Annotated in this window: 19 protein-coding genes; 16 read left to right on the forward strand and 3 right to left on the reverse strand. The window is 68.7% G+C overall.

Annotation, left to right across the window (positions count from 1 at the left end; genetic code table 11):
* Positions 1-10: 10 nt before the first annotated feature.
* The 14 genes from BM349_RS07050 to BM349_RS07115 all read left to right on the forward strand — a co-directional run bounded on the left by BM349_RS07050 (position 11) and on the right by BM349_RS07115 (position 13,591).
* On the forward strand, positions 11-697 hold the full coding sequence (locus BM349_RS07050; RefSeq protein WP_091705538.1) for a nucleoside/nucleotide kinase family protein: 687 nt from the start codon (positions 11-13) through the stop codon (positions 695-697).
* Positions 697-1,602 (forward strand): tRNA pseudouridine(55) synthase TruB, encoded by a 906-nt coding sequence (gene truB / locus BM349_RS07055; RefSeq protein ID WP_091705541.1) that lies wholly within the window; start codon positions 697-699, stop codon positions 1,600-1,602. The genes BM349_RS07050 and truB overlap by 1 nt, the downstream gene beginning before the upstream one ends.
* Positions 1,599-1,967 carry a hypothetical protein gene (locus BM349_RS07060; RefSeq protein ID WP_091705543.1) on the forward strand — a complete coding sequence of 123 codons (369 nt, stop codon included), beginning with the start codon at positions 1,599-1,601 and terminating at the stop codon, positions 1,965-1,967. Before truB ends, BM349_RS07060 begins: the two co-directional genes overlap by 4 nt.
* A 24-nt stretch (positions 1,968-1,991) precedes the next feature.
* Positions 1,992-2,441 carry a hypothetical protein gene (locus BM349_RS07065; protein WP_091705545.1) on the forward strand — a complete coding sequence of 150 codons (450 nt, stop codon included), beginning with the start codon at positions 1,992-1,994 and terminating at the stop codon, positions 2,439-2,441.
* The gene (locus BM349_RS07070) at positions 2,438-3,397 is read left to right on the forward strand and encodes a bifunctional riboflavin kinase/FAD synthetase (RefSeq protein WP_091705547.1); all 960 of its coding nucleotides are present in this window, start codon (positions 2,438-2,440) and stop codon (positions 3,395-3,397) included. Before BM349_RS07065 ends, BM349_RS07070 begins: the two co-directional genes overlap by 4 nt.
* Positions 3,398-3,444: 47 nt before the next feature.
* A complete protein-coding gene (locus BM349_RS07075) occupies positions 3,445-3,831 on the forward strand; it encodes a hypothetical protein (protein WP_091705550.1) in 387 nt (128 codons plus the stop codon).
* 66 nt (positions 3,832-3,897) lie between these two features.
* The gene (gene deoC / locus BM349_RS07080; RefSeq protein WP_091705553.1) at positions 3,898-4,905 is read left to right on the forward strand and encodes a deoxyribose-phosphate aldolase; all 1,008 of its coding nucleotides are present in this window, start codon (positions 3,898-3,900) and stop codon (positions 4,903-4,905) included.
* 13 nt (positions 4,906-4,918) lie between these two features.
* Complete coding sequence (locus BM349_RS07085) at positions 4,919-6,442, forward strand: aldehyde dehydrogenase family protein (RefSeq protein ID WP_254773778.1); 1,524 nt, start codon at positions 4,919-4,921, stop codon at positions 6,440-6,442.
* Positions 6,439-7,299: an aldehyde dehydrogenase family protein gene (locus BM349_RS07090; protein ID WP_091705556.1), complete on the forward strand. Its 861-nt coding sequence runs from the start codon at positions 6,439-6,441 to the stop codon at positions 7,297-7,299. The genes BM349_RS07085 and BM349_RS07090 overlap by 4 nt, the downstream gene beginning before the upstream one ends.
* Positions 7,300-7,407: 108 nt before the next feature.
* Positions 7,408-8,307 carry a glycerophosphodiester phosphodiesterase gene (locus BM349_RS07095; protein WP_091707175.1) on the forward strand — a complete coding sequence of 300 codons (900 nt, stop codon included), beginning with the start codon at positions 7,408-7,410 and terminating at the stop codon, positions 8,305-8,307.
* 34 nt (positions 8,308-8,341) lie between these two features.
* A complete protein-coding gene (locus BM349_RS07100; protein ID WP_091705558.1) occupies positions 8,342-8,986 on the forward strand; it encodes a hypothetical protein in 645 nt (214 codons plus the stop codon).
* Positions 8,987-9,189: 203 nt separating this feature from the next.
* Positions 9,190-11,370 (forward strand): DEAD/DEAH box helicase, encoded by a 2,181-nt coding sequence (locus tag BM349_RS07105; protein ID WP_091705560.1) that lies wholly within the window; start codon positions 9,190-9,192, stop codon positions 11,368-11,370.
* A gap of 109 nt (positions 11,371-11,479) precedes the next feature.
* Positions 11,480-12,508 (forward strand): ATP-dependent 6-phosphofructokinase, encoded by a 1,029-nt coding sequence (locus BM349_RS07110; RefSeq protein ID WP_091705562.1) that lies wholly within the window; start codon positions 11,480-11,482, stop codon positions 12,506-12,508.
* Between the two features lie 246 nt (positions 12,509-12,754).
* Positions 12,755-13,591 (forward strand): DUF559 domain-containing protein, encoded by an 837-nt coding sequence (locus BM349_RS07115; protein ID WP_254773779.1) that lies wholly within the window; start codon positions 12,755-12,757, stop codon positions 13,589-13,591.
* Positions 13,592-13,721: 130 nt separating this feature from the next.
* On the opposite strand, the gene BM349_RS07120 is transcribed toward BM349_RS07115, so the two are convergent.
* Both BM349_RS07120 and BM349_RS07125 read right to left on the reverse strand, forming a co-directional pair.
* The gene (locus tag BM349_RS07120) at positions 13,722-15,839 is read right to left on the reverse strand and encodes a S9 family peptidase (protein ID WP_091705565.1); all 2,118 of its coding nucleotides are present in this window, start codon (positions 15,837-15,839) and stop codon (positions 13,722-13,724) included.
* Positions 15,840-15,879: 40 nt separating this feature from the next.
* Positions 15,880-17,508, reverse strand: a complete 1,629-nt coding sequence (locus BM349_RS07125; protein WP_091707177.1) for an MFS transporter — start codon at positions 17,506-17,508, stop codon at positions 15,880-15,882.
* Between the two features lie 247 nt (positions 17,509-17,755).
* Between BM349_RS07125 and BM349_RS07130 the strand changes: the two genes are divergently transcribed.
* Complete coding sequence (locus tag BM349_RS07130) at positions 17,756-18,985, forward strand: inorganic phosphate transporter (RefSeq protein WP_091705568.1); 1,230 nt, start codon at positions 17,756-17,758, stop codon at positions 18,983-18,985.
* The gene (locus tag BM349_RS07135; protein ID WP_091705571.1) at positions 18,982-19,317 is read left to right on the forward strand and encodes a peptidase; all 336 of its coding nucleotides are present in this window, start codon (positions 18,982-18,984) and stop codon (positions 19,315-19,317) included. The genes BM349_RS07130 and BM349_RS07135 overlap by 4 nt, the downstream gene beginning before the upstream one ends.
* A 54-nt stretch (positions 19,318-19,371) precedes the next feature.
* Here the strand turns inward: BM349_RS07135 and BM349_RS07140 are convergent, their stop codons facing one another.
* Positions 19,372-20,100, reverse strand: a complete 729-nt coding sequence (locus BM349_RS07140) for a hypothetical protein (RefSeq protein WP_091705573.1) — start codon at positions 20,098-20,100, stop codon at positions 19,372-19,374.
* Between the last annotated feature and the right edge of the window lie 59 nt (positions 20,101-20,159).

The raw sequence follows: 20,159 nt of genomic DNA on the forward strand, positions 1-20,159 counted from the left end.
GCTGGAAGCCATGCGACTTCCGACGACTCCGGCCACCACGCTGCTGCGCCAGCTGCGGGGCGAGGTGCGCCAGCACTACCGCGGCGGGCGCATCATCATCGCGGTGGACGGGATCGACGGGGCGGGCAAGACCGTGTTCGCGGACGCTCTGGCGGATGTGTTCGCCGAGGACGGATCCGCGGTGTTCCGCGCATCGATCGACGACTTCCACAACCCGAGGGCAGAGCGGTACGCGCGCGGCGCCCGCTCGCCGGAGGGGTTCTACCGGGACTCCTTCGACTACTCGACCTTCCGTCGTGCGCTGATCGACCCGTTCCGCGATGGCGCACAGACCGGCGCGACGACCGGCTTCCAGCTCGCGGCGTTCGACTATCGGCGCGATACCCCGGTCGAGGCGGCATGGACGACTGCGCCGCGGGATGCCGTGCTCATCGTCGACGGCATCTTCCTGCATCGCCCCCAACTGCGCGGTCTGTGGAACTGGTCGGTGTGGCTGGACGTTCCGATCGACATCGCGTACGAGCGCATGGCGCAGCGCGACGGGTCGGACCCGAGCCCGTCGGCGCCTTCCAACGCACGGTACCGCAACGGCCAGGAGCTGTACCTGAAGGACGCCGACCCGCGGGCTGCGGCATCCGTCATCATCGACAACACCGATGTCACGCACCCCCACCAGGTGTTCCAGGACTCCTGCTGATGGTCGCTCCCGGAGTGCTGCTGGTCGACAAACCGGGCGGGATGACCAGTCACGACGTGGTCGCCCGTGCACGCAAAGCACTCGGCACCCGCAGGATCGGCCACGCGGGGACGCTCGATCCGATGGCGACGGGTCTGCTCATCCTCGGGGTGGAGGCCGCGACCCGGCTGCTGACCTACATCGTCGGACTCGACAAGACCTACGAGGCGACCATCCGTCTGGGCGCCACGACCGACACGGACGACGCCGACGGCGACATCGAGACGGTGACGGATGCCGCCGGCGTGACCTCGGCGGCCGTGATGTCTGCGATCTCACCGCTGAAAGGCGAGATCTCCCAGGTGCCCAGCCGCGTCTCGGCGATCAAGGTCGCCGGCCGGCGCGCCTACGATCTGGCGCGGGCCGGCGAGGACGTGCAGCTCGCCGCTCGCACGGTCACCGTCTCGCGGTTCGACGTGCTCGGCGAACGGCGCACGCCGACGGAAGCGGGGACCGTCCAGCTCCTGGATCTCGATGTGGTGGTCGACTGCTCGAGCGGCACGTATGTGCGCGCGCTCGCCCGCGACCTCGGTGCGGCGCTCGGCGTCGGCGGGCACCTCACCTCGCTGCGTCGTACGCGCATCGGACCGTTCGGGGTCGACGGCGCCGCGTCGATCGACGATCTCGGCACCGCGCCACTCCGCCGCCCTGCAGAGGTCGCCACCGCGGTGCTCGGCGCGTTTCCGGTTTCCGCCGAGGAGGCGCGCGACCTTCGTCACGGCAAACGCCTCATCGGCGCAGCCGGACGCCTGCAGACCGGTGGGACCGCGGCGATCGACCCGGCCGGCGCGCTGGTCGGGGTCGTCGAGCGCCGCGGCGACGACGTCAAGAGCGCGATGAACCTGCCGGAGGAGGCGACGCGATGATCCTGTGGTTCACGATCGCGCAGGTCATCGTCGCAGTCGCCGCGGGACTCCTGTGCGTCGTGCTCGGCCTCGCCGGACGGCGCCCGAGCGACCTGAGCGTGGGTGCCCTCGCACTGGTCGAGCTGCTGCTCATCGCGCAGATCGTGATCGCGATCATCGCCCCGCTCGCCGGCAATCCGCCGACCGGGAGCCTGCTCGAGTTCTGGGTCTACCTGGTCTCGGCGGCGCTCATCCCTCCGGCGGCGGTCGCGTGGGCTCTGCTGGAGCGCAGTCGGTGGAGCACCGTGATCATGGGCATCGGCGCGCTCGCCGTCGCGATCATGGTGTGGCGCATGCAGGCGATCTGGACGATCCAGGTCGCCTGACCCACCGCGTAAGCTTGACCAGTCATGTCGTCGCCATCCCGCCCCCGCATGAGCGGCATCGGCCGTGTGCTCGTGATCGTCTACGCGATCATGGCGCTCGCCGCCACCGGCCGGTCGTTCGTCCAGATCGTTCAGCGCTTCGACGAGGCACCCGTCGCCTATTCCCTTTCGGCCGCGGCCGCCGTCGTGTACATCGTCGCGACGCTGGCTCTCGTCTTCGCCGGTTCCCAGGGCTGGTACATCACCGCCTGGGTCGCGATCTGCTTCGAGCTCGTGGGTGTTCTCGTCATCGGCGCTCTGAGCCTGCTGCTGCCGGAGCTGTTCGCGCACCCCACCGTCTGGTCGTGGTTCGGGATGGGCTACCTGTTCGTGCCCCTCGTGCTGCCGTTCTTCGGAATCTGGTGGCTGGCCACGCATCGCCCGGTCCAGACGCCCGCCACGACCGAGGCCGAGCACGCAGCGGTGGCCCCGTGATCGTCTTCCGCGATCCGTCCGAGGTGCCCGCCGACTTCGGCCCCTCCGTCGTCGCGATCGGCAAGTTCGACGGCGTGCACTCGGGACACCGCGCGGTCATCGACCGCGCACGCGTGGATGCCGCCACCGGCGGTGCCCGTGTCGTGGCGGTGACATTCGACCGCAACCCGCTCGCCCTGCTGCGACCGGAGATCTGCCCTGCGGATCTGATCGGCGTCCACCAGAAGGTGCAGCTGCTCGCCGAGACGGGGATCGATGCCACGCTCGTGCTCCGCTTCGATCAGCAGCTGGCCAGCCTGACTGCGCGCGAGTTCGTCCAGCGCGTGCTCGTTGACGCGCTCCATGTGCGCACCGTGCTCGTCGGCCGCGACTTCCGGTTCGGGCAGGGCGGGGCCGGCAACCCGGACGTCCTGCGCGAGCTCGGTCTCGAACTGGGCTTCGACGTGGACGTGGTCGACGATGTCCGGGCCATCGACGCGGGCCGACGTGTCTCCTCGACGTGGATCAGAGAGGTCCTGGCCGAAGGGGACGTCGAGACCGCCGCGAAGCTGCTCGGGCGCCCGGCGTCCGTCTGGGGCGAGGTCGTCCACGGGCTCAAACGCGGTCGCGAACTCGGATTCCCCACGGCGAACCTGTCGCCCGACCACGAAGGATTCGTGCCCGCCGACGGCGTGTACGGCGGCTGGCTCATCGACGAGGGGTCAGCGGACGGGCTCCGCTCGGGCATCCGCTATCCCGCCGCGATCTCGGTGGGGCTGAATCCGACGTTCGACGACGTCCCGGTGCGCCAGGTCGAGGCCTACGTCCTCGACGAGGACGACCTGGACCTGTACGGGCACCGCGTCGAGGTGCAGTTCGTGCATCGCATCCGCGGCATGACGGCATTCGAGGGCGTCGACGCCCTCGTCGAGCAGATCACCGATGACGTGCGGCGCGTGCGTGCGTCGTTGAGCTGACCGCCGCGGCGTAGACCCGCGGCGTCGGCGCCCCTACGATCGACAGCGTGGACGCCCTGACTCTGCTCCTCGCCGCCGTGGATGTCGCGCCCGCGAAGTCGGTGAACCTCTGGGGCGCTCTGGGATGCGCGGTCGCCTACTCCGCTGCACTCCTGGCGACCCTCGACGGCTTCGCCGATCTCATCCTCGCGCGCGGCGACTCACCGGCGGGCCGGCTCACTCCGGGGGTAGGCTTGAAGTTCGGATCGAAGCTCGCAGCAGCCGCGATCGCGGTGATCTCGGCGGGGATCGTCCTCGCACTGGACTCGAACTGGTTCGCGTTCACCGCGCTGACGATCGCATTCGTGATCATCGTCGTGATCGGCATCATCGTCATGGTGCGCGACAGGCGGGTGCGGGTCACATCCGAGAACGGTCCGCACGCCAGCGGGTGAGCGCCTCGCCCTCGCAGAGCGCACATGAGCACTGCCTGGCGGATCGCCCGAAGAGGAGAGAGATCGATGAGCCGAACCGACTTGCAGACGCTGCCCGAGCGCGCCGTCGAACTGCTCGGCGGTGAGCCGGACGACACGACGCTGCGCCGCTACCTGCACGGGCTGCCCGGAGTGGATGCCGTGGGACTCGAGCAGCGCGCTGCCGGTCTCGGCACCCGCTCGATCAAGACGACGTCCAAAGCATGGGCGCTCGACAAGATCATCGAGCTCATCGACCTCACGACGCTCGAGGGCGCGGACACGCCCGGCAAGGTGCGATCCCTCGTGGCGAAGGCGCTCAACCCCGACGCGTCCGACCCGACCTGCCCGCGGGTGGCCGCCGTCTGCGTCTACGGCGACATGGTTCCGCACGCCGTGGCCGCGCTCGGCGCCGCCCACGGCGATCCGGACGAGGGTCTCGTCTCGGTCGCGGCCGTCGCGACGGCCTTTCCGAGCGGCCGAGCCTCGCTCGAGATCAAACTCGCCGACACGGCGGATGCGGTGGCCGACGGCGCCGATGAGATCGACATGGTGATCGACCGCGGGGCCTTCCTCGCGGGGCGATACGGCCTGGTCTTCGACCAGATCGCGCGAGTGAAGCAGGCGTGCCGTCGCGCAGACGGCACGTACGCTTCCCTGAAGGTGATCCTCGAGACCGGCGAGCTGAACACCTACGACAACATCAAGCGCGCATCCTGGCTGGCGATCCTCGCGGGCGGCGACTTCATCAAGACCTCGACCGGCAAGGTCCAGCCGGCCGCCACTCTGCCGACCACGCTGCTGATGCTCGAGGTCGTGCGCGACTGGCATCGTGCCACCGGCGAGAAGATCGGCGTGAAGCCCGCGGGCGGCATCCGCACATCGAAGGACGCGATCAAGTACCTTGTGACCGTCGCCGAGACGGTGGGGGAGGAGTGGCTGCAGCCCCACCTGTTCCGCTACGGCGCGTCGAGCCTGCTGAACGACGTTCTGCTGCAGCGGCAGAAGCTTCGCACCGGGGCATACTCCGGCGCCGACTACGTGACGATCGATTAGGAATACGCAGATCATGAGCTTTCTCGAGTACGCACCTGCGCCCGAGTCGCGCAGCATCCTGAACCTCCGTGACGCCTACGGGCTGTTCATCGACGGCGAGTTCGTCGAGGGGACGGGAACCAGTTTCGCGACGATCTCTCCCGCGGATGAGACCCACATCGCCACGATCTCCGCCGCGAGCGAAGCCGATGTCGACCGCGCCGTCGCCGCAGCACGCCGCGCCTACGACCGGACGTGGTCGAAGATGAGCGGCCGCGATCGCGGGAAGTACCTGTACCGCATCGCGCGGCTCATCCAGGAGCGGGCCCGCGAGCTCGCCGTCGCGGAGAGCCTCGACAATGGCAAGCCGATCAAAGAGAGCCGCGATGTGGACGTGCCGCTCGTGGCGGCCTGGTTCTTCTACTACGCCGGCTGGGCCGACAAGCTCGACTACGCCGGGCTCGGAGCCGATCCTCGCGCGCTCGGCGTCGCAGGGCAGGTCATCCCTTGGAATTTCCCGCTGCTGATGCTCGCGTGGAAGATCGCTCCGGCGCTCGCCGCCGGCAACACGGTCGTGATCAAGCCGGCCGAGACCACATCGCTGTCCGCGCTGGTGTTCGCAGAGATCCTCCAGCAGGCCGACCTGCCGCCGGGCGTCGTGAACATCGTGACCGGCGCGGGCGCGACCGGTGCCGCCGTGGTCTCGCACCCGGACGTCGACAAGGTCGCCTTCACCGGCTCGACGGGCGTCGGGCGGGCGATCGCGAAGGAGATCGCCGGGTCGGGCAAGAAGCTGACACTCGAGCTCGGCGGCAAGGCCGCGAACATCGTGTTCGACGACGCTCCGATCGATCAGGCGATCGAGGGGATCGTCAACGGCATCTTCTTCAACCAGGGTCACGTGTGCTGCGCAGGCAGCCGCCTGCTGGTTCAGGAGAACGTCCACGACGAGGTGATCGACCGCCTCAAGCAGCGCCTCTCGACCCTCCGGCTCGGCGACCCGCTCGACAAGAACACCGACATCGGCGCGATCAACTCGCGCGAGCAGCTGGAGCGCATCCGCGCACTGTCCAAGATCGGCGAGGACGAGGGCGCCGAGCGCTGGACCGCCGACTGCGTCATCCCCGACAGCGGATTCTGGTTCGCGCCCACGATCTTCACGAACGTGCAGGCAAGTCATCGCATCGCCCGTGAGGAGATCTTCGGTCCGGTGCTCTCGGTGCTCACCTTCCGCACGCCGGCCGAGGCGATCGCGAAGGCGAACAACACGCCGTACGGCCTCTCCGCCGGCATCTGGACCGACAAGGGATCGCGGATCCTCGCGGTCGCCGATCGGCTTCGCGCCGGCGTGATCTGGGCGAACACCTTCAACCGGTTCGACCCGGCGTCTCCGTTCGGCGGGTACAAGGAATCCGGGTACGGCCGCGAGGGCGGCCGTCACGGCCTGGCTGCGTACCTCGCTCCGTCATCCACTCGGCCGCGCACACGTGCGGCGATCGCGGCCGCGCCCGCCGCGGCCCGAACGTCCCGCACCGCGAAGAAGGGGGCCAAGCGATGACCCGCCTCGCGGTTCCGAAGACCTACAAGCTCTACATCGGAGGGAAGTTCCCCCGCAGCGAATCGGGTCGAACGTACGAGATCGAGTCCGTCAAGGGCGACTTCGTCGCGAACGTCGCGAAGGCGTCGCGCAAGGACGCACGCGATGCGATCGTCGCCGCCCGCGGCGCTCTCAAGGCCTGGGCAGGAGCAACCGCGTACAACCGCGGCCAGGTGCTCTACCGCATCGCGGAACTGCTCGAGGGTCGTCGCGCGCAGTTCGTGGACGAGATCACCCGCCTCGAAGGCGTGACTGCCGCAGCGGCGTCCGCCCAGGTCGACGAGGCGATCGATCGCTGGGTCTGGTACGCCGGCTGGACGGACAAGCACGCCCAGGTCGCCGGCAACGCGAACCCCGTCGCCGGACCGTACTTCAACATCTCGGTGCCGGAGCCCACCGGCGTCGTCGCCGTGATCGCCCCGCAGGACTCATCGCTGCTCGGCTTCGTCTCCGCCGTCGCGCCCCCGCTCGTCAGCGGGAACACCGTCGTGGTCGTGGCGAGCGAACGCCTGCCCCTCTCTGCGATCAGCCTCGCCGAGGTGCTCGCGACCTCGGACGTCCCCGGGGGAGTCGTCAACGTCCTGACAGGGTCGCCGGCCGAGATCGCCCCCTGGCTCGCCTCCCACGCCGACGTCAACGCGATCGATCTGGTGGGCGCGGGTGACCTCGACTGGATCGACCTGCAGATCTCCGCGACGGACACGCTCAAGCGCGTGCTCACGCCGGAGGAGGGGCCGGATGCCGCCGCTCCGAGTCTGGATCGCATCACTGCGTTCACCGAGATCAAGACTGTGTGGCACACCAAGAGCATGGTCTGAATCCAAGGCCGAACCTGAGCCGAATTCCGGTAACGAAACGGTAACGAGGCATGTAGGGTGGACGCACGCGTCGACGACGACGCGGGTACCACCGGAGGACATGCCCGAATGCCCGACGAACCCGTGGTCGACCCTGCGCGGGATCGGCTCCAGGCGCTTCTGATCGTCTGCGTGCTCGCCGTCGCGAGCCTGATCATCGCGTTCATCGGCGCCACGCCCGCGCGCGTCAGCGCGACCGAGCTGCTCGGCGAGACGCGCACGGCAGGCGAGGAGGCCTTCATCGCGAGCCACCGCGGTGGGGGTGCGACCGCACCGGAGAACACGATTCCGGCGATCTCAGCGGCGCTCGCGGCCGGCTTCGACTACGTCGAGGTGGACGTCTCGCTCACAGCGGACCGGCAGCCGGTGCTGATGCACGACGCAAAGGTCGACCGCACCACCGACGGCCACGGACGGCTGGCGACACTGACACTCGCGGAGGTGAAGGAACTGGATGCGGGTTCGTGGTTCGGCGAGGAGTTCGCCGGCACCCGCGTGCCGACCTTCGCGGAGTTCCTCGATGTGCTGGCGGCCTCGGGGCGGCGTGCGATCGTCGAGCTCAAGGGGGAGTGGGATGCCGTCGCGGTCGAGACCGCAGTGGCCGAGGTCACCGCGCGGAACCTCGAGAGGCGCGTGGCGCTGTCGAGCTTCGATGCGCGCACGCTCGCGATGGCGGGATCGTCCTCGACCGTGCTCCCACGTCTGTTCATCCTGCGCCACCTGCCTGAGGACGTCGTGCGCGCAGCCACCGAGGCCGGCGTGCGCGGGCTCGTCGTCGATCGCCGGGCGATCCTGGATCGTCCGGAGGTGGTCGATGAGCTGCACTCGGCGGGGATCCGGGTCGTCGTCTACACCCTCAACAGCGACACGCAGTGGGATGAGGTCACGGCGCTCGGGGTGGACGGTATCGTAACCGACGATCCCGCGACGCTCTCGATGTGGCAGCAGGGCGTCGCCGGCGGGCAATAGCCTTGCCGGGATCACGAACCCCGGAGGCGCTCCCGTGATCATCGCAAGACCGCATTCCGCGCGGACGCTGCGCATCTCGGCGGGCCTGGCGGTGGCCGCCGTGCTGTGTCTGGGCATTGCCGGATGCCGGCCGGAGCCCGTTCCGAGCGCGTCGCCCACCACGACCACCTCGCCGACGGCATCCCCGTCGGCGTCGCCGACGCCGACCGTGACACCGCAGGCGGAGGGCGACATCCAGCTTCCGACGGCGTGCGAGCAGCTGTATTCGGCCGCGATGCTCGCGTCGCTGCAGCAGCGCGACGTGCTGAACGACCCGGGGGTCACGATGACCTCCACCCAGAACGTCGACGCGCTCGAGATCCTGACCTCCGGCATCCCGACGATCCGCTGCACGTGGGCGGTGCCCAGCGAGACGGGCCTCGCGACGAACGTCTCGATCGTCGATGAGGCGCAGGCGACCGCCATCTCGGACGCGCTCACTGGCGCCGGGTTCGCGTGCGAGTCGATCGAGGGCGGCACGATCTGCCGATCGGAGCAGACGATGGTCACCCAGGACGACGACATCGTGCAGCTGACCGAGACGCACGTGCTGCGCGGGAACGCCTGGATCTCCACTTCGACGATCAACTTCGAGGTGGAGGGGTACACCGAAGACATCATCGCGACGCTCTGGGGCTGAAACCGGCGCCATTCCGCTAGACTGACCACCGAGGATCTCGTCGCCGACATCGCCGCAGCTCGCAGAAGCGAGTGCCCGCGGCCGGAGGACCGACATCCCGTCCCGCGTTCGTGACGGCGTATGCCGCCCGCGGGAGCACGCCGACCTCGCCGGTCCCGACCGGTCACCGCCGGAGCATTCCGGCACTCACGCTCAGGAGGAGCATGCCGACCACGGCATCTGCCGCGCAGAAGACGACAGGTCAGACCTCGTCGTCCGCCCAGCGGCGCAGGAAGCCCCAGTCGTCGCGTCGCGACGATGAGGCTCCGATCATCCCGATCCTCGCCCGCAAGGTGCGCGAGGTCGAGGCCAAAGCCCAGCGCGGCAAGCTCGGCCCGACGAACCGCGTCAAATTCCAGGTGATCGCGTTCCTGGTGCGCGAAGAGCGCGCCCGGGTGAAAGCCGACACCTCGCTGGCCGACGGCGCCCGCTCAGAGCTGCTCAAGCGCCTCGACGGGGTCGCCACGATCCTCGCGAAGACCGCCGCCCGCGACACGTCGCTCATCCAGCTGCTCGAAGTCGACCAGGCGGCGAGCCCGGTCGCGCGACGCATGCGGCGGGACTGGCTGCTGGAGTCGGGCGCCGAGCTCGCCCCCGACGAGCTCATCATCACGGATGTCGCGCCGACCTCGACGGGTGTCGTCCCGGCCGCGCTCGCGCAGCGCCAGGTCGTGCCGCCGACCATCGAGTCGCGGCAGATGGCAAATCCCTTCCTCGCGCCCGATCTGGCCGGGCACGCGCCCAAGGAGACGCCACGGCGCCGCCTGGACGGCTGGGAGCTGATGGGACCGCTCTACAAGGCATTCGAGACCGGCGCCGGCGGCGGACAGGCGACGATGGAACTGCCCCCGATCCCCGAGTTCGACCGGCTCTCGCCCAAGGGGCTGGAGATCATGGTGCACCAGTCGCGCTTCCTCGAGGCCGTGCGCGACGGGCATCGCACCTTCCTCCTCGCCGATGAACCGGGACTCGGCAAGACCGCCGAGTCCGTGCTCGCGGCATCCGTCGCCGATGCGTACCCGCTGCTGGCCGTCGTCCCCAACGTCGTGAAGATGAACTGGGCGCGCGAAGTCGAGCGGTGGACGCCGCAGCGCCGGGCGACCGTCATCTCCGGCGACGGTGAGGATGTGGATGCCTTCGCCGACGTGTTCATCGTCAACTACGAGATCCTCGACCGTCACCTGTCGTGGCTGAGCTCGATCGGGCTGAAGGGCATGGTCGTCGACGAGGCGCACTTCATCAAGAACCTGAGTTCGCAGCGCTCTCAGAACGTCCTGGCGCTCGGGGCACGCATCCGCGAGCAGGTGCGCAATCCGCTGCTGCTCGCCCTGACCGGAACGCCGCTCATCAACGACGTCGAGGACTTCGACGCGATCTGGCGCTTCCTGGGCTGGACGACCGGCGAGAAGCCCGGCCCCCTGCTGATGGAGCGCCTGGACGCGACCGGTCTGACACCCGCCGACAAGGCGTTCTATCCCGAGGCACGCGAGGCCGTCATCTCGATGGGCATCGTGCGCCGCAAGAAGAAGGACGTGGCGGCCGACCTCCCCGACAAGCTCATCGCCGACCTTCCGGTCGAACTGGACGACGAGTTCGGGCGATCGATCCGGCAGGCCGAGCGCGAGCTCGGCGCGCGGCTCGCCGACCGGTACCGGCGCATCATCGACGCCCGAGGCGACCGGGGCCTCGCTCCCGGCGAAGTCGACTCCGACATCGTGCGACTGGTCGCGCAGAACGAGCTCGACGAGTCCAAGGCGGCCGGCACCGGCGGGGACAACGTGTTCACGATGGTCCGCAAGATCGGTCAGGCCAAGGCGCTGCTGGCGGCGGACTACGCAGTGCAGCTGCAGCGGTCGGTCGGCAAGGTCGTGTTCTTCGCGAAGCACATCGACGTGATGGATGCCGCCGAGGCGCACTTCGCCGCTGCCGGCCTGCGGACGATCTCCGTCCGCGGCGACCAGACCACACCCGCACGCCAGGCGGCGATCGACGCGTTCAACAACGACCCCGGGGTCGGCATCGCGGTCTGCTCGCTGACCGCGGCGGGTGTCGGCGTGAACATGCAGGCGGCATCGAACGTCGTGCTGGCCGAGCTGTCGTGGACGGCGGCCGAGCAGACGCAGGCGATCGACCGGGTGCACCGCATCGGCCAGGACGAGCCGGTCACGGCTTGGCGGATCATCGCCGCGCACACGATCGACACCAAGATCGCCGAACTGATCGACTCGAAGCAGGGTCTCGCGCAGCGGGCCCTCGACGGCGACGCGGTCGACCCGCAGTCGAGCGATTCGGTGCAGCTTTCGGCGCTCATGCACCTCGTGCGCCAGGCACTCGGCGCCGAGTAGTCGGTCGAGTCGGCGCAGGGCCGGCGTCAGTGGCAGGTGCCGCGCGCTCGACGGTAAGGTCGGGTGAGGCAGCGTTGCCGGCTCGATACCCGACAGCAAGGACCACAGCATGAAGATCGGCATCCTGACCAGCGGTGGCGACTGCCCCGGCCTCAACGCCGTCATCCGCGGCGTCGTGCTCAAGGGCACCACCGCGTACGACCTCGAGTTCGTCGGCATCCGCGACGGCTGGCGGGGCGTGGTCGACGGTGACTTCTTCCCGCTCACCCGCCACGAGGTCAAGGGCCTCTCGAAGATCGGCGGCACGATCCTCGGCACGAGCCGCACGAACCCGTATGAGGGGTCGCGCGGCGGTGCGGAGAACATCGCGAAGACGCTCTACGGCCACCGGATCGACGGGATCATCGCGATCGGAGGCGAGGGCACGCTCGCCGCGGCGGACCGGCTGTCCAAAGACGGCATCAACGTCGTGGGCGTACCCAAGACGATCGACAACGACCTGCGCGCGACCGACTACTCGTTCGGATTCGACACGGCCGTGAACATCGCCTCCGAAGCCATGGATCGGCTGCGCACGACCGGTGACTCGCACCAGCGGTGCATGGTCGCCGAGGTGATGGGCCGCCACGTCGGCTGGATCGCCCTGCACGCGGGGATCGCCGCAGGCGCGCACGCGATTCTCATCCCCGAGGTGCCCCTCACGATCGACGACATCTGCGAGCTCGTCTCGAAGGCGCACGACCGCGGCCGGGCGCCGCTGGTCGTGGTGTCGGAGGGTTTCACGCTCGAGGGCATGCACGAGGCGTTCAGCGACAAGGGCCTGGACGCATTCAACCGCCCACGGCTCGGCGGGATCAGCGAGGTCCTCGCGCCTGAGATCGAGCGCATCACCGGCATCGAGACCCGTGCGACCGTGCTCGGCCACATCCAGCGCGGAGGATCTCCGTCCGGCTTCGACCGAGTCCTGGCGACACGCCTCGGCCTGCACGCCGCCGATGCGGTCGTGGACGGCGCCTGGGGCCAGATGGTCTCCCTCAAGGGCACCGACATCGTGCGCGTGCCCTTCGCCGAGGCGCTCGGCGAACTGAACACCGTGCCGCTCTACCGCTACGAAGAGGCCGCAGCGCTCTTCGGCTGAGGCCGCAGGCCGACCGGATGCCGCGGCCGCAGCATCCGCTCGTCTCGATGCGCCTTCGCACGAAGACAGGAGAAATCCCGGCGGCAGGACGTGCATCCGCGCAAGCGTCCTCCGTCGGTGCGTTCTCCTGTGTCGGTGCGACGGCACTGAGCCGGGATTCCTCCACAGGGACCGATCGCGCGGCGACCTGCACCGCCAACGATCGAGCACGAGTGGGGATGCCGCGGCTCTCGCACCATGGCAGGCATGCGTCCGATCGAGGAGCTCACCGAGTGGATCGCCGCGTGCGGCGGTGTCGCGCATTCGAGGGTGGTGCTCGCCGAAGGCTTCACGATGCACGCCATGCGTGCCGCTGTCGATCGCGGTCTCGTCGATCGCGTGCGGCGTTCCTGGCTGGCGTTGCCGGGTTGCGACGAGCGGCTTCGGCGCGCCGCCGAGATCGGTGGTCGCGCAACGTGCCTCTCGGAGGCGCAGCGGTTGCAGCTGTGGACGCCCGATCACTCCGAACTGCACATCGCAATCGCTCCTAGGGCCTCGGGACGCGACTCGGATGGTGTCCGGTTGCACTGGTCGCGCGGCCCGGCGCCCATCGCGGCGACGGCTCTTCGTGATCCGATCATCAACGTCCTGCATCACGTGGCGCGATGCGTTCCACTCGCAGAAGCCCTCGCCGTCTGGGAGTCGGCGATCCGCAGGAAGCACGTCGACCCGGCGGTGCTCGCACGGATCCAGTGGCGGAGCGAGTCAGCGCGCCGGATGGCCAAGTCGGCGTCGAACCCCTCGGATTCAGGCGTCGAGACCAGATTTCTCGTGCTCATGCGAACGATCGGCGTCTCGGTGCGCCAACAGGTGTGGATCGACGGGCACCCCTTGGACGGACTGATCGGCGAGCACCTGGTCGTACAGCTGGACGGGTTCGCGCACCACCAGGCCAAGGAACGCCGCCGCGATCTCCGTGCCGACGCGCGGCTGACCCTCCGCGGGTACACCGTGCTGCGCTTCGACTACTTCCAGGTGCTCTTCCAGCCCGAATACGTCATCGGGACCGTTTCCACCGCCATCGCCCAGGGGCTTCACCGCTGAGCGGGACCCTTGCGCGCGCCGAGGCAGGAGATCTCTCCGAGACAGGACGAGTGCGACGGATGGGTCCTGTACCGGTGCGTTCTCCTGTGTTCGTGCGGCTGACGGATGACCCGGCATCTGCCGCCGGCGGTCAGGCGTCGGTCGCGCCGACGACGTCCAGCAGCCAGGCGAGCTCGAACGCCCGCTCCTTCCAGGCGTTGTAGCGCCCGCTGACGCCGCCGTGACCGGCGACCATCTCGCATTTCAGCAGCGCGTCCGCGCCGACCTCACGCAGCCGCGCAACCCACTTGGCCGGTTCGACGTACATCACGCGCGTGTCGTTCAGCGAGGTGACCGCCAGGATCCGGGGGTACGCGGCATCCGCCCGCACGTTCTCGTACGGCGAGTACGACTTCATGTACGCGTACACATCGGCATTGTGCAGCGGGTCGCCCCACTCATCCCACTCGATCACCGTCAGCGGGAGCGACGGGTCGAGGATCGTGGTGAGCGCGTCGACGAAGGGCACGTCCGCGAGGATGCCGGCGAACAGCTCAGGCGCGAGGTTGGCGACCGCTCCCATCAGCAGGCCGCCGGCGCTGCCGCCTTCGGCGACCATGCGGTCGGCGGAGGTGTAGCCGTGATCGATCAGATGCACGGCGCAGGCGACGAAGTCCGTGAACGTGTTGCGCTTGTGCAGCAGCTTGCCGTCCTCGTACCACTGGCGGCCCATCTCGCCGCCGCCGCGCACGTGCGCGACCGCGAAGATGACGCCGCGGTCGAGCTCGGACAGGCGAGGCACGGAGAAGCCCGGCTCGATGGAGTGCTCGTACGAGCCGTACCCGTAGAGGTGCAGCGCGCGGGGCGCCGCGCCGGCGTCGCCGAACGAGCGCTTCCAGACGAGCGAGATCGGAATCTGCGTGCCGTCCTGCGCAGTCGCCCAGGCTCGCTCCTGGGCGTAGTCGGACGGTTCGTAGCCGCCGAGCACCGGCTGGCGCTTGCGCAGCAGCAGCTCGCCGGTCGCGACCTCGTAGTCGAACACAGTACCGGGGGTGACGAACGAACCGTAGCCGATGCGGATGAGCGGCGGTGCCCACTCCGGGTTGCCGCCGGAGCCGACCGAGTAGAGGGGCTCGTCGAACTCGAGCTCGGAGACCGATCCGTCGGTGTACGACAGCATCCCGAGTCGCGCGAGTCCGCCGCGTCGGTACGCGAGCACGCCCCAGTCGCGGAACGTCGAGACTCCGAGCAGCCGCTCGCCCGTGCGATGGGGGACGACGACCTCGCGTGGGCCGGCGGGGTCGGATGCCGCCACCTTGAGCAGCTCGAAATCCAGAGCGCCGTCGTTGTGCAGGATGAACAGCACATCTTCGCCGTCGATCACCGCGTGCGAGGAGTCGTACTCGACTCCCTCGGTGCGCGGCCACACCAGCCGGGGTTCGGAGCGCAGGTCGTCGGCATCCACGAGCCACTCTTCCGAGGTGATCGACGAGCCCATTCCGATCACGAGGTAGCGGTCGCTGCGGGTGAACCCGGCCCCGAGCCAGAACCGCTCGTCGGGCTCGTGGAAGAGCTTCACATCGTCCGCGACCGGGGTGCCCAGCTCGTGCAGCCACACCGTGTCGGGACGCCACGCGTCATCCACGGTCGTGTAGACGATGAAGCGGCCGTCGGGGGAGAAGGTCGCACCGGCGAACGTGCCCGGGATCTCGTCGGGCAGCTGCTCTCCCGTGATCAGATCGCGCACGCGCACCGTATAGCGCTCGTCTCCTGCGACGTCGACGCCGTACAGCATCCGATCGCCGGCTGTGGTCACCTCGAAGCTGCCGAGCGAGAAGAACTCGTGGCCCTCCGCCTCGACGTTCCCGTCCAGCAGGATCTGCTCGCCTTCCACGTCCGCGTCGGGTGACAGCTCGGGCGGCGTCCAGTCGTCGGCGGATGCGAGCGGGGCGCGGCACTGGATGCCGTACTGCTTCCCCTCGACCGTGCGGCCGTAGTACCACCAGTCGCCGCGCCGGGTCGGGACCGACAGGTCGGTCTCGAGCGTGCGGCCCTTGATCTCGCCGAAGATCGCGTCCTGCAGCTCGGAGAGGTGGGCGGTGCGCTCCTGGGTGTACGCGTTCTCGGCTTCGAGGTGCGCGATGACCGCGGCGTCCTCCTTGGCGCGGAACCACTCGTACGCGTCCTCGACGTCGTCGCCGTGATGGCTGCGGACGACGGGCTTGCGCGCGGCGACGGGAGGGGCGGTGGGGGCTGCGTCGGTGGTCACCGTCCCACGGTAGCCGACGTGCTCATGAGTGCGGCGGCCGTCAGTCCTTCGCCGCAGCGGGGGCGCCGGTGCGCTTCGGGCGCGGCTGCGGAGCGTCGTTCGGGATGCCGCCCGAAGCGAGCAGAGACAGCAGGGCGAGCAGGATCAGCCCGAAGAACGCCACGCGCAGTGACGAAAGCTGCGACTCGATGTAGATCGCCTCCAGCTCGACGGCCTCTTCGGGCGTCAGACCCGACTCGGTCGCGATCTCCTGCACCGTCGATGCCGGCACGATCGCGACGCCGCCCTCGGTCTGCTCGTTCACGATGGCCTGCGTCGCGTCGGGCAGGGAGCTCTCTGCGACGTTGCTCGCGAACGACGACGCCAGTGCGCCGATGAGGATCGACCCGATCAGCGCGGTGCCCAGCGACGAGCCGAGGTTCTGGAAGACACCCTGCAGTCCACCGACCTCGCTGGTGTCCTTCGCCGTGACCGAGGACATGTTCACATTGCCGAGCTGCGAGGCGAGCAGGCCGAGCCCTGCACCGGCGCAGAACATCCCGATCCCGAACGCCGGGCTCGACAGCTCCGGATCTATCGCCGTGAGCAGCAGGATCGCGCTGCCGACCAGGACCCACTGTCCGACCCGCACGACGCGGCGTGCCGACCACCGCGTGGACAGGCGGGTGCCGAAGACGGAGAACAGGATGAGCGAGATCGACAGCGGGAAGATCCGCCACCCGGTCTGGAGGGCGTCGAACCCGAGGGTCATCTGCAGGTAGACCGGCACCATGAAGAACAGGCCGGCGATGATGGCGTACTGACCGCCGAGGACACTCAGTCCGCTGCGCAATTGCCGGATCGAGAGCAGGTCCACGTGCAGCAGAGGATCGCGGCCCTTCGCCACCAGCTGGCGCTGACGGGCGAAGAACAGGACGAGCAGCACGATGCCCAGCACGATGAACCAGGCTGTGAGAGAGACCTCCAGAGGAGCGATCTCGACGCCGTTGACGACGGGAGAGTGCAGCGGCACGATCCATCCCCAGACCTTGCTCTGCAGCATCCCGTAGACGACACCCACCAGGCCCAGCGCCGACAGCAGCACGCTGAGCAGGTCGATGCGGATGCTCTGCCGTGCGGACTTCTCGGCGATGCGACTCGCGAAGATCACGACGAAGACGAGGATCACCACTTCGCCGACGAAGACGTAGCGCCAGCTGAAGTACGTCGTCATGAACCCGCCGATCAGCGGTCCGGCAGCGACTCCGGCGCCGGAGACCGCGCCGATCGCGGCGAACGCCGTCACCCGATCGCGTCCCTCGTAATTGTCGGCCAACAGCGCGGCGATCGCCGGGATCACAAGCACCGCGCCGAGACCCTCGATGATCGACCAACCCAGGAACAGCACTGTCATGTTGGGACTGAACGCGGTCATGAGCGAACCGATCGCGTAGACGATCGAGCCGATGACCAGCGCGCGTCGGCGCCCCCAGATGTCGCCGAGCTTGGCGCCGAGCAGCATCGTGGCGGCCATCGTCAGCGTGTAGAAGGTGATCGCGCTCTGCATTGCGGTGACGCTGCTGTCGAGATCGTCCACGACGGCCGAGATCGACACATTCATGACGGTGCTGTCGAGCACCATCACGAACTGGGCCGCGCCCAGGATCAGCACAACGAACCACTTCTTCATCTGCACACCCGACTCTGCCCCCGGCGAGGGCGGGGCGCCCGCTCATTCAACACCCTCGCGCGCCGGCGAAGCGTCACACCGAACGGGTGATGCGCGGGTGCCGCACACTCTTCGAGTTGACCGGAGGCGGGGGCGGTGTAAGGATTCTTCTGGCCGGTTGCCGGTTCGTGAATTCCTCGTGAACTCTTCGTTCGCAACGCCGATTCCGTCGGCACCACATTCCTTCCACTCTCTCGGAAAGCAATCGGTGGAAACCGCAACCCTGATCGTTGTGCTGGTCATCGTCCTGGCGCTGTTCTTCGATTTCACGAACGGCTTCCACGACACGGCCAACGCGATGGCGACGCCGATCGCCACCGGGGCGCTCAAGCCCAAGGTCGCGGTGCTGATCGCCGCCATCCTCAATCTCGTCGGCGCCTTCTTATCGACCGAGGTCTCGCAGACGATCTCGCACGGCATCATCCGTGAGGATCAGATAGATCCGAACGAGTTCCTGCCCCTGATCTTCGCCGGCCTCATCGGCGCGATCACCTGGAACATGTTCACGTGGCTGCTCGGTCTTCCGTCGAGTTCGTCGCACGCCCTCTTCGGCGGCCTGATCGGCGCGACGATCGTCGGGGCGGGCTGGATGGCGGTCGACTACAGCGTCGTGCTGAGCAAGGTGATCCTGCCTGCCGTACTGGCCCCGGTCACTGCGGGCCTGATCGCGTTCACCGTCACCCGCCTCGCATACGCGATCACGCGTCGCTACGACACCAAACCGGACGGTCGCGACGGCTTCCGCTTCGGCCAGATCTTCACCTCCTCCCTCGTCGCGCTGGCACACGGTACGAACGACGCGCAGAAGACGATGGGCGTGATCACGCTGACGCTGATCATCGCCGGCATCCAGAGTCCCACCCAGGCCGAACCGCAGCTGTGGGTGGTTCTGGCGTGCGGCATCACGATCGCCCTCGGCACCTACATGGGCGGCTGGCGGATCATCCGCACGCTCGGCAAGGGACTCACCGACGTGAAGCCGGCGCAGGGCTTCGCGGCCGAGACCTCGACCGCCTCGACCATCCTCGCCTCCAGCGCCCTCGGTTTCGCCCTGTCGACCACTCAGGTCGCCTCCGGGTCCGTGATCGGATCGGGCCTCGGGCGCCGCGGCTCCACCGTGCGCTGGCGGACCGCGGGACGCATCATGGTCGGCTGGCTGTTCACCCTTCCGGCTGCCGGAGCCGTCGGCGGCGTGATGGCATTCATGGCCGCGTGGCTCGGCGGCTGGGGCATCCTGATCGACGCGGTGTTCGCCGTCGTGGTCATCCTCACGATCTTCCTGCTGTCGCGCCGCAACGCGGTGACGGCGGCCAACGCGATGAGCGAAGTGGCCGAGTCGGGCACCGCGGTCAAGGTGACGCGCAATCCGCCGCCCACGCGTCGGCAGCGAGCCGCTGTCCGAGCCGAGGCCCGTCGTGAGAAGGAGGACGCGAAGTGAGCCTGTCGATCGACTGGATCGCGTTCGTCCAGGTCTTCATCGCGGCCATGATCGCCGCGCTGCTCGTGGTCGGCTTCTACTCGCTCGGACTGCGGCTGCTCGTACGGGCGGGTCGTGTCCCGGTCGTGACGCCGGCCGAGTTCACCGATGCGATCACCGTGATCACCGCGAAGGATGCCCAGCGCGCCGCGAAGGCTGCGGCGAAGGCGGCGAGGAAGAGCCCGCTGACGGCCGGCCAGCGCAAGTTGGCGGCAGTGGGCGCCTACATCTCATTCGGCTTGTGCGGCCTCGCGGTGCTCGGCGGCCTGCTGCTGATCGTCTTCAACCACTGACGACGGATGCCGGCACGCGAGCCGGCATCCGTCGCAGGGTCGGCGTGGCTTCGGTCATCCGGAGATGAAGGTGATCGAGTCGAAGACCGCCTGCGCTTCAGCCAAGAGCGGCTCCTTCGACTTGTCGTCGTACTCCCCGACGGTCAGGATCGCGCGCTCGCCGTCAAGATCGAGCACCCGGTAGGTCTCCCGCTGCGCCACGGACGCGTGGTACCACCGGGTGCAGGAGGAGTTCTCGGAGTGGATGCATATCTTGGAGCCGCTGCAGTCGTCGAGGCTTTCCACTCCCTCCACGGACAGATCGAACTCGACGCCGCTGTACTCTCCGACGGCGACCTCCGTGGCAGCGGTCGCGGTCGTCGACACCTGCGCCGCCAGCGCGTCCGCGAATCCGTCGACCGTGGGAGGGACTGCAGTCAGCGTTCCGGGCCATTGACAGGCGTTCGCCGGGACGTGACTCGCGGTACCGAACCACACGAAGACACCCTCTGAGTCGCCGACATCCTTCTCCAAGACGCCACCGTGGTGGAAGATCCAGCCGTCCGGCAAGGTCACCTCGAACGGTCTCGCCAGGCCGTCGAAGCGGTAGGTTCCGGCTGCGAGCCGGCCATCGGGCAGCGGCGGGGTGGTGGATTCCGCTGCCGCCGCCGACCTGATGGGGGTAGGCGGCTCCGCCGCGGTGCACGCGCCGAGCGTGCCGCAGAGCAGGATCACGGCCGCAAGGCGGATGTGCCGCGATCGTCGGGATCGGTCGGCGCGGGACTGCTGGTGTTGTGCGGACATTTCGCATCCTCTCTTGCAACGGGATGCAGCGATCGGCTGCCTGCCCAGTGCACGCCATC

Source organism: Microbacterium sp. cf046, from assembly GCF_900114345.1.
Taxonomy (GTDB): domain Bacteria; phylum Actinomycetota; class Actinomycetes; order Actinomycetales; family Microbacteriaceae; genus Microbacterium.